Raw genomic sequence first — 9,669 nt, 5'->3', positions numbered from 1 at the left:
CCCCCGAAGGCTCGCAGATCTTCAATACCTGAAGACGCGAGCCTTCATTTTTTTTCTGCGCGATGGAAAACTCAGTAATAAGCGTGCATTCCGATGAATTCGGGAGCACATAGCCATCATCTCAAATAATTTCCCTAAATTTGCGAATAGTTTATGTCATAATGGTAATACAGCGATAGATGAATAAGTTTCGCAGATATATAAATCAGAGAGCATCACACTTCTGCTTGGCTATTGCAGCTGTAGTAGCTGTGGGTATGATGGGGAATAGTGTGGTCAAGGCTCAAGGAGTGGAGTCAACTCCTCTCACCCGTTTGGGATACGGTTCACTTGCCGAGACCTCACCCGTCTCATGGCGTGGTATGGGGGGTGTAGGCATCGCTATGAGTAGCGCCAAGGTGATCAACCTACAAAATCCAGCAGCTTATGGTGCCACAGACTCGCTTTCGTTTGTGATGGATATTGCTGCTTCAATCAATTGGGGTCACAATAAAGATGGGGTGAATCGGCACAATGCCCTGATGGGAGGTCTTGACTACTTGGCACTCCAATTCCCGATTTACAAAGATAGGGTGGCGGTGAGCACGGGTATCGTCCCGCTTTCCAATGTGGGCTACAGTCTCGTGAACGATGTGACGATAGCTGGGCGAGAGAATGCTAATATCATTCGCCAGTCTTTCTCTGGGCAGGGTTCGCTACAATCTTTCTACCTAGGGGTAGGGGCGAGGGTCTATCGTGGACTTTATGCTGGCGCCAATGTGAAGTATCACTTTGGCAAGTTGACTCATACTGTGCACCTGATGCCAAATGCACAAGTGCTCTCTCAAGATTATCAGAGTTACACTATCCGCTTGGATAATTGGGGGGTAGATGTAGGGTTACAGTATAAGTTTCATCTCCCTACAAAGGCACAAGACGAGCTGACACTTGGGCTGACTTATTCACCACGAATGAGGTTTACACCTGAGCTGTTTAGCTACTCCAATACCAACTTTGGATCGAAAAATAAGCCCAATATCACTAATAACTTAGTGAGAGCAGCCTCTTCGCTCCCTCATAAAGTGGGCGTAGGGCTGGCGTGGGATATGCCTAAGAAGATGACTTTGGCTGCTGACTTTGAAACTCAGCTTTGGGGTGACCAAGCCATCAACAACCCATTCAAGAATGACCAAGTCACCTTTAAGAATAGCTACAGAGGGGCAATTGGAGTACAAGTAACCCCCAATACCTACTCGAGGAGGTATCATGAGAGGATGTACTACCGTGGTGGTATCAACTACCGTAGCTCTTACCTGTCTGTCCCAAGTGTGGGTCAGGTGCAGACCGTAGGAGCATCATTCGGATTAGGGATGCCAGTGACTATGTTTGGCAGTGATAGGACTTCCCTTATCAACCTCACCTTGGAGTATAGTCACGACTTTTCGACCCTCCAAAAGAGCTTTTCGCAAGATATGCTGAAGCTATCGCTAAGCCTGAATTTCAATGAAACATGGTTTAGAAAACTAAAAATCTACTAACATAATAAACCGAATGCCTCACATGCCATCAAATAGCAAACGAATAGAGGCTGGAGGCATTCAGTCGGAATAAAAAAGGCAACATACTAAAAAAGGAATAACGATGAAAAGAAGTTTTTTACTACTGTCGGCTCTGCTATTGAGCCTGTTTAGCCTAGCATCTGTGAGTGCACAGACTGGGGTGGAGTCGGGGACTCCTTTCGGTCACGGCAATGATAGCATTCAGTGCCGAAGAAATATCACCTTCTATAAGACCTATCACCAGAGTGGCAATTATAAGGATGCCTACGACTTCTGGGAGAAAGTATATACCGCATGCCCTGCAGCGAGCAAGGATACCTATATCATAGGTGCTGAACTGCTAAACTGGAAGGCCGATCAAAGCCAGACTCCAGAGGAGAAGAAGGAGTGGACTAAGAAACTGATGGAGATGTACGATACTCGTATCAAGTACTTCGGTGATGATCCTAAGAGTGGTACAGACTATATCCTCGGCAATAAGGTGTCTGACTATATGCGCCTAATGGGTAATGACTCAGACTATGATATGATCTACGGCTGGCTAGAGCCTGTGGTGAAGGCGAAGGGTGCTGAGACCGATCCACTAGCTCTTTCTCAATTTGCTTATGCTTCTATGGCTAGGATGTTTAAGAATCCTGCCCTTAAGGCTAAGTATGTAGATGAGTATATGATGGTGGATGGCTACTACGACCAAAAGATCAAGGAGCTTGAAGCTGCTGGCGATGAAAAGGGTGTTGCTTCGTATAACACATATAAGGAGAACGCACAGGCAATGTTTGCACAAAGTGGTGCTGCTAGCTGTGAGGTGATGGAGGAGGTCTATGCTCCACAGGTAGAGTCGCATAAGAATGATAAGGAGTACTTGTCCAAGACCATTGCTCTACTTCAGTCTGTTGGTTGTACCGAGAGCAATGTATACTTCGCTATGTCGGAACACCTATTCAATATCGAGCCAACTGCTGACGCCGCCACAGGTATCGCTAATAAGGCCTTTAAGGAGAATAAGTATAGCCGTGCTCGTGAGTACTACGAGAAGGCTATTGAGCTAAGCACTAATGATGTGAAGAAGGGCGAGATCTACTACATGCTCGCAGTGATGAGCTACAAGCAAAATAGCTATAGTGCAGCCCGCACCTATGCCAATCAGGCGATGAACTTGAAGAGTGGCTTTGGCGCCCCGATGCTACTGATAGCCAACATGTACGCAGCTACTGCTAAGAGCATCTACCCAGATGATCCTATCAAGCAACGTATCGTTTACTGTCTTGCAGTAGATAAGGCACAGCGTGCAAGGTCTATGGACCCAAGCGTTTCTGCAGAGGCAAGCCAGCTGATCAATACTTATAGCCAGCACTTCCCTGCCAAGGAGGATGTATTTATGCACCCTGACCTTGCTCCAGGCGCTTCCTTTACTGTAGGCGGTTGGATTGGTGAATCTACCACTATCCGCACACGATAAGGCTGCCCCACTTCACCCCTGAGGGGCGAAGAGTCTATGAGTGATACCTCATCACGATATATAAGGAAAAGGATACTAGCACAGCCCGGTTTATGGGTCTGTGCTGGTATCCTTTTTTACATTACTTTCTCCCTTTCGGCTTGTAAAAGCAAGAAGGGAGATACCCTTATCAAGGAGGTGGACACACTCCCCTATTCAATGGTGACGAGAGATATCTCTTCGCTCATCTCGGATAGTGGGATTACTAAGTACAAGCTGGAATCACCCGTTTGGTACACCTACAGCGAGCCTGAGGCTAAGTGGTACTTCCCTGAAGGACTATACGTGGAGCAGTTCGATACTCTTTTCCAAACCAAAGCCTCTATCAAGGCAGATACCGCCTACTACTATCAGGATAAAAAGCTATGGGAATTGATCGGTAATGTTGAGGTACTGAGCCGTGAGGGGCAGAGGTACTTTGGGCATTCTCTCTACTGGGATGAAGAGCTGGCTGAGGTGTACTCTCACGAGCATACCACAATTATTCCAAGTAATGGTCAGCTTATTGAGAGTAAGTATGGCTTCAGAAGCAATCAGAATATGACACGCTATGAGCTCTACTCTTCCTACGGACATGTGGATGTGGAGGATAAGCCACTAGCTCCTGCCGATAGCACCGCTGTTGCACCGGATAGTATAGTACCTTCACAGCCATATCAAGCTCCCAAGTCTCCCGCCACTCAAAAGTAGTCTATTAAGCAGCCACTATGATATACTTAGCTATCATCATTTGTTTACTTAGCTCAGCTTTCTTTAGCATGTCGGAGATCAGCTTTGTATCAGCCGATCGGCTCAAAGTAGAGCTGGACAAAAGCAGTCAGAATACCCTCTCTCGCATTGCTACCCACTTCTATAAGAATGGCAGCCGATTTATCACTACGGCATTGGTGGGCAATAACATTGTCAATGTGATCTATGGCCTTTTGGTAGCAAAAGCACTGGAGGAGCCACTCACTGCTTTGCTCCATAATGATATAGGGGTGGTGTTGGTACAGACTATTATCTCCACAGCCTTTGTCATCGTATTTGCCGAATATATTCCAAAGGCGATAGGGCAGGCAAAGCCCAATATCATGATTCGCATCATCACCTTGCCTTTCTTCTTGATCTACATTGTACTCTACCCCATCACCCTACTGATCGGGTGGATCAGCAAGCTATTCTTTAAGCTCTTTGGAGTAAAGAATGAGGATGATACAGTGCAACCTCTCACCAAGGTAGACCTTGATTATTTTATTGAGAGCAACGTCAATCAGCAAGAGAATGCCGATGAAGCTCGTATTCTACAGAATGCCTTGGAGTTCTCCGATATTAAAGTCAGAGACTGTCTAGTGCCACGCAATGAAATTACTGCCGTGGGTGACGACCTCACTCGAGAAGAGCTCATTGAGATATTTGATAAAACGGGCTACTCCAAGCTACCTGTATACAAGGAGGATATCGATGATATTATCGGTTATATCCATAGCATTGAGATGTTTAGGATGGGTGATTCACGTGAGTGGCAAAGCCGTATCCTCCCTACAATCTTTATCCCCGAATCCCTTCCAGCCGAAAACGCATTGAAACAACTAATGCAGAAAAAGCGGAGCTTGGCGATAGTGGTAGATGAGCTAGGTGGTACAGCTGGTATGGTCACCCTTGAAGATATAGTGGAGGAGATCTTTGGAGATATTGAGGATGAGCACGATACTCAGAGGATCGCTATGCGGAAGGTAGGGGAGAACGAATATATCATCTCGGGTAGGGCAGAGGTAGATACTCTCAATGAACAATTTGATCTACAGATACCTGAGAATGAAGACTATCAGACACTAGCAGGATTTATCCTACATTATAGCCAGGAAATTCCTGATGCAGGGGAGGAGTTTACCATACCTCCGCACTTCCAAATACAAGTGCTAAGGGCTACTGGAAATAAGATAACTTTGGTGCGATTACGTAAGATAGAGTCTTGAGGCAAGACAAGACAATAAAGATATTTAGAGATATGTATAGGACAACAACTTGTGGTGCACTTCGTGCAGCCAACGTCGGAGAGGAAGTTACCCTCGCAGGATGGGTACAAAGAAATCGCCGTATGGGAGGAATGAGCTTCATTGACCTTCGCGATAGATACGGCATCACACAGCTAGTATTTAGCCAAGAGCACAATGCTGAGCTGGCAGAGAAAGCTGCTCACCTAGGCCGTGAGTACGTGATTCAGGTAAAAGGAAAGGTGGCTGAGCGCTCATCGAAAAACGACAAGATAGCGACGGGAGATATTGAGGTGATTGTCACCTCTCTCACGGTGCTCAATCAGTCGGATACCCCTCCATTTACCATCGAAGATCAGTCGGATGGCGGTGATGAGCTACGTATGAAGTACCGCTATCTCGACCTGCGTCGTTCCCCCGTTCGTCGTAACCTAGAGCTACGTCATAGGATGGGCATTGCTATTCGTCAGTACTTAGATGGCCTCAATTTCCTCGAGGTGGAGACCCCAGTACTTATCAAGTCAACCCCCGAGGGGGCTAGAGACTTTGTGGTGCCTAGTCGAATGAACCCAGGTGAGTTTTACGCTCTGCCACAGTCGCCTCAGACCTTTAAGCAACTGCTGATGGTGGCTGGCTTTGACCGCTACTTCCAGATTGTGAAGTGCTTCCGTGATGAGGACCTTCGTGCCGACCGCCAACCAGAGTTTACCCAGATAGACTGCGAGATGTCGTTCGTGGAGCAAGAGGATATTATCAATACTTTCGAGGGGCTAAGCAAGCATCTCTTCCACGAGATCCTAGGGATAGAGCAGTCCGAAGCCTACCCACGCATCAGTTGGCATGATGCCATGAAGTACTATGGTAGCGATAAGCCCGACACCCGCTTTGGTATGCGGTTTGTAGAGCTAATGGAAGTGCTGCAGGGGCATGGCTTCAAGGTATTCGATGAGGCAAAGTACATCGGAGGTATCTGCGTGAAAGGCGCTGCTAGCTACACTCGCAAGCAGCTAGACCAACTCACGGAATTTGTAAAGCAACCTCAGGTGGGAGCCAAGGGAATGGTCTACGCTAGAGTGGGTGAAGACGGCACGGTAAAGAGCAGTGTGGATAAATTCTACAGCCAAGAGGTGCTCCAACAGTTGGCTAAGACTATGAAGGCAGAGGCGGGCGACTTGATCCTGATACTGAGTGGCGACGATGCGATGAAAACTCGTAAACAGCTCGGTACCCTCCGACTTCATGTGGCCGACCAAGAGGGGCTGATGGATCCAAATACCTTCTCCTGCCTATGGGTGGTAGACTTCCCTCTACTCGAGTGGGACGATGAAACCCAGCGCTACTACGCTATGCACCACCCCTTCACCTCACCAAAGCCCGAGGATATTCCACTCCTCGATACCAACCCAGGCGTAGTGCGTGCCAATGCCTATGATATGGTGATCAATGGTGTAGAAGTAGGTGGTGGCTCTATTCGTATCCACGATAGCCAGTTGCAGAAAAAGATGTTTGAAGTCCTTGGATTTACTGACGAAAAGACCGAGGAGCAGTTCGGATTCCTGATGAATGCCTTTAAGTACGGTGCCCCTCCTCACGGAGGTATCGCCTACGGCTTCGACCGCTGGGTATCGCTATTTGCCAAGCTCGATAGTATCCGCGACACCATCGCCTTCCCAAAGAATAACTCTGGACGCGATGTGATGATCGATGCCCCTTCTCGCCTTGATCAAGAGCAGCTCGACGAGCTCTCCCTATCGCTCGCACCACAGAAAAAGAATTGATTTAACTAGACAAAACAAATTGACATGAAAAAGATTACAAGCTATTTATCCATTGTGGTACTGACCTTTGCACTCGCAGCGTGCTCTGTGATAGGTGGAAATACCCCCGAAAAGGTGTCGGAGGACTTCTTCAACTACCTCAACCAAGGCAATAAAAGTGAGGCGATGAAATTGATTTCTAGTGATACCTCAGCCCTAAGCGATACAGAGGTCTCTCTAGCAATAGAGGGATTAAAGGTCATATCTAAGTCGCTAAAGGTATACAATGCCATTGCGGAGAAAGAGGTCAGTACCAATGTCGCTGATTATGTCTCTTTTGATGAGAAAAGCAAGGAGGATAACCAAGCAACCGTAGAGATGACTATAGATACCAAAGAAGCCATTGGCGATAATGGAGGCCAATACAAAACCTCTACTATCTATCTAGTCAAAGAAGAGGGCAACTGGAAGATCCAAAGCATCCGCTAACCAGCTCCCCCCTCACTTATATAATTAAATACCCGTGGACCGCTTGTCGCTCCACGGGTATTTTTTATATCTTATACCGACGGGCCTGCTCCAGCTCCCGCTTCATATCTCGCTCCTTGAGATCTTGGCGCTTGTCGTATTGTTTCTTACCCCTTGCCACACCTATCTCCAGCTTGGCAAGCCCCTTAGCATTGATATAGAGTTTCAGTGGCACAATGGTCAGCCCCACATTCTTCACCACCTCCGCCAGCTCCCTGATCTCCTTTTTATTGAGGAGTAGTTTCCGGTCACGCCGAGCCGTGTGATTATTGTAGCTACCATAGAAGTACTCAGGGATATAGATATTCTTAGCCCAGACCTCCCCACGATCCACGATACAAAACGTATCCACCAGAGAGGCCTTGCCCAGGCGTAGCGACTTGATCTCGGTCCCCAGCAACACCAATCCAGCAGTGTAGGTATCGAGTATCTCATAGTCAAAGGTAGCCCGTCTATTCTTAATCAACACACGAGTCCCAAACTTCGCCTTATCTTTATTCTTCTTCGCCATAACTCCGCAAAGTTAATCAAATCCACCGACACCACCTACGCCTCCACCAGACCTCAATTCCGCAGGCTGAGTTTTTATTGCTTTAGTCGGGTACTTATTGATTGTTTTTTCTTGTGTCCCGACTTTTTTAGCAGACTAAAGGCTTTATGTAGAGGTCTGCGTATTCTCTATTTATCTCTTTATGATGTATTCATTGCGTTGTTTTGTGTAAATCCTACGTCTTTTGGCACTCCTATTGCCATCTTAAGATGCCATTGTCTTAAAGTGGTCATGTGCTTGTCTTGCCTGTCTATCAGCCTTCTCCTACCCATCGCACATCTGTTCTACATACCATCGCTGTAAAGCTGTTGCCCCAAAGAGTTGTAAGATGTCACCTGTCTTGCTCTTTACCCATCGAGCTGGGCAAGTGACAAAGTGGTAGATAAACTTTTTGAGTCGTGCTTTTGGGCTAATAAGATGCCCGCATCGCCTTGATACCTCTGAAATAAAATTCGTAAAGAAGTTCCTTAGTAATGCGGTAAGGAGCATAAACACAGTGTTTTGATTCATATCGGAGCTTGGCAGGTGTGCCCAATTAAAATCGTTATTCATCTGGTCGAATACTCGCTCAATGCTGCCCCTCTTGTTGTAGTACTTTATGATCTCCTCTTCGCTAGTATCCTCATCATTAGTGATGATGCTAAAGTATCGATACTTCATCTCTTCGTTATCAGAAAACATAGTACCCTCAGACCATCCATCCTTGTAGCGATAAAGCACAATCCTGTAAGTCTTCCCCTTGATAAACTCGTCTGCATCCACACTCCTAGCTTCAATATTTCTAATGTCTCCATTGCTGCTTTTGAGCTTTAGTCGTGTCCACCCAGAAGTGCTTTCCTCAACAATTGACCTATGGTAAGGGGTATTTATGGCACGGATATAAAAGAGATCGGAATACTCCTCCACCACTGAGATTACCTCCCTGCTGTACGAGCCAGCGTCCATTCTTGAACGCTTCACCGCAACTCCCTCCTTTAGAAGTGCTTCATAGGCCAATCGAAGAGTCTGGGCTTGATCAAAAACCACTGGGGCATTTCCGCCACGACCCTCAATGCTTATAGGGTGACCATTGGCAAAGGCAATGCCAGGGGCATACCCCTTTACGTCCTTATAGGTCCATGCAGAGTCTCGTTTCTTTGTCTGGATAATTTGGTTATCGTAGTCGAAGTCGCAGGCTTTGCCACTCTCCAATAGCCCTGCTTCAATAGTCCCTTTTATCAAGAGTTCGTTCAGCTTTGAATTGCGGTTGAATGTGTAGTCAATCCCAGATCCCTTCGCTTTCACTAGTTCGTCATCAACCGAAAGTTTCTTAAGTGTCCGAAGTACAGTATCTGCACTTGGAGCCTTTTGTTGGGGGCATTGAGATAATTCGGGAACCAAGAGGTTGATGTCTTCAATACACGTGCCTCCAGATAAAATGCTGAGAAACAGAGCATTAATTACCTCCGAATAAGAGTATCCACCACCAGAACTACTTCTTACTCCCAGCTCTTTATCGCACAGCTCAAGAATCTTTTTGTACTCCTTGGACTGTAAAATGAAATTTAATCCGCCAAAACGCTGTGCTCTCTCAGAAATTACTTGTATATTTGCCATACCCTAACGGGGTGTTAGATATTGTTATTCAGTTATTTATGTCAAGATAAAGATAACAATTTCTAACGACAAAGGGTGAGAAATCGCAAGAAATCTCACCCTTCTTTTTTACCCCTCACTCAGTTTGCGGAATCTAGGCCAGAGTTACGGATTGGAAATGTCTGTGTGTGCATTCATCAAAGTGTCTACGGTTAAGGACCCCGGCTGAGGGGTCCGTGTTAAATAG

At 46.6% G+C, this 9,669-nt stretch carries 8 protein-coding genes; 6 read left to right on the top strand and 2 right to left on the bottom strand.

All coding sequences use genetic code 11. The annotated features are described in order from the left end of the window. Window positions 1–179 precede the first annotated feature (179 nt). The 6 genes from bamG to QVO39_RS03705 all read left to right on the top strand — a co-directional run bounded on the left by bamG (window position 180) and on the right by QVO39_RS03705 (window position 7,258). The gene (bamG, locus tag QVO39_RS03730) at window positions 180–1,517 is read left to right on the top strand and encodes a BamG family beta-barrel-assembly machinery protein (RefSeq protein ID WP_021903066.1); all 1,338 of its coding nucleotides are present in this window, start codon (window positions 180–182) and stop codon (window positions 1,515–1,517) included. Window positions 1,518–1,620: 103 nt separating this feature from the next. Beyond that, the gene (locus QVO39_RS03725) at window positions 1,621–2,997 is read left to right on the top strand and encodes a tetratricopeptide repeat protein (protein ID WP_021903065.1); all 1,377 of its coding nucleotides are present in this window, start codon (window positions 1,621–1,623) and stop codon (window positions 2,995–2,997) included. 36 nt (window positions 2,998–3,033) lie between these two features. Beyond that, window positions 3,034–3,726 (top strand): LptA/OstA family protein, encoded by a 693-nt coding sequence (locus tag QVO39_RS03720; RefSeq protein WP_018029033.1) that lies wholly within the window; start codon window positions 3,034–3,036, stop codon window positions 3,724–3,726. A 17-nt stretch (window positions 3,727–3,743) separates the two neighbouring features. Next, window positions 3,744–4,994, top strand: a complete 1,251-nt coding sequence (locus tag QVO39_RS03715) for a hemolysin family protein (protein WP_021903064.1) — start codon at window positions 3,744–3,746, stop codon at window positions 4,992–4,994. A gap of 32 nt (window positions 4,995–5,026) precedes the next feature. After that, window positions 5,027–6,790, top strand: coding sequence for an aspartate--tRNA ligase (gene aspS / locus QVO39_RS03710; RefSeq protein ID WP_021903063.1), 1,764 nt, complete (start codon window positions 5,027–5,029; stop codon window positions 6,788–6,790). Between the two features lie 24 nt (window positions 6,791–6,814). After that, window positions 6,815–7,258 (top strand): DUF4878 domain-containing protein, encoded by a 444-nt coding sequence (locus tag QVO39_RS03705; RefSeq protein WP_021903062.1) that lies wholly within the window; start codon window positions 6,815–6,817, stop codon window positions 7,256–7,258. A gap of 64 nt (window positions 7,259–7,322) precedes the next feature. On the opposite strand, the gene smpB is transcribed toward QVO39_RS03705, so the two are convergent. Then, on the bottom strand, window positions 7,323–7,808 hold the full coding sequence (gene smpB / locus QVO39_RS03700; protein WP_018029037.1) for an SsrA-binding protein SmpB: 486 nt from the start codon (window positions 7,806–7,808) through the stop codon (window positions 7,323–7,325). Window positions 7,809–8,111: 303 nt separating this feature from the next. Continuing rightward, window positions 8,112–9,443, bottom strand: a complete 1,332-nt coding sequence (locus tag QVO39_RS03695; RefSeq protein WP_021903061.1) for an IS1380 family transposase — start codon at window positions 9,441–9,443, stop codon at window positions 8,112–8,114. Window positions 9,444–9,669: the final 226 nt, after the last annotated feature.

Source organism: Porphyromonas sp. CAG:1061 (assembly GCF_000435035.1).
GTDB lineage: Bacteria > Bacteroidota > Bacteroidia > Bacteroidales > Porphyromonadaceae > Porphyromonas_A > Porphyromonas_A somerae.
The sequence above is the reverse complement of the archived record's forward strand: the minus strand, read 5'-3'. Positions and strand labels throughout refer to the sequence as shown.

What these genes read in the sequence shown, in the direction of transcription:
- QVO39_RS03695 (WP_021903061.1), bottom strand. Translation starts at nt 9,443, where the DNA reads ATGGCAAATATACAAGTAATTTCTGAGAGAGCACAGCGTTTTGGCGGA.
- QVO39_RS03725 (WP_021903065.1), top strand. Translation starts at nt 1,621, where the DNA reads ATGAAAAGAAGTTTTTTACTACTGTCGGCTCTGCTATTGAGCCTGTTT.
- QVO39_RS03720 (WP_018029033.1), top strand. Translation starts at nt 3,034, where the DNA reads ATGAGTGATACCTCATCACGATATATAAGGAAAAGGATACTAGCACAG.
- bamG (WP_021903066.1), top strand. Translation starts at nt 180, where the DNA reads ATGAATAAGTTTCGCAGATATATAAATCAGAGAGCATCACACTTCTGC.
- smpB (WP_018029037.1), bottom strand. Translation starts at nt 7,808, where the DNA reads ATGGCGAAGAAGAATAAAGATAAGGCGAAGTTTGGGACTCGTGTGTTG.
- QVO39_RS03705 (WP_021903062.1), top strand. Translation starts at nt 6,815, where the DNA reads ATGAAAAAGATTACAAGCTATTTATCCATTGTGGTACTGACCTTTGCA.
- aspS (WP_021903063.1), top strand. Translation starts at nt 5,027, where the DNA reads ATGTATAGGACAACAACTTGTGGTGCACTTCGTGCAGCCAACGTCGGA.
- QVO39_RS03715 (WP_021903064.1), top strand. Translation starts at nt 3,744, where the DNA reads ATGATATACTTAGCTATCATCATTTGTTTACTTAGCTCAGCTTTCTTT.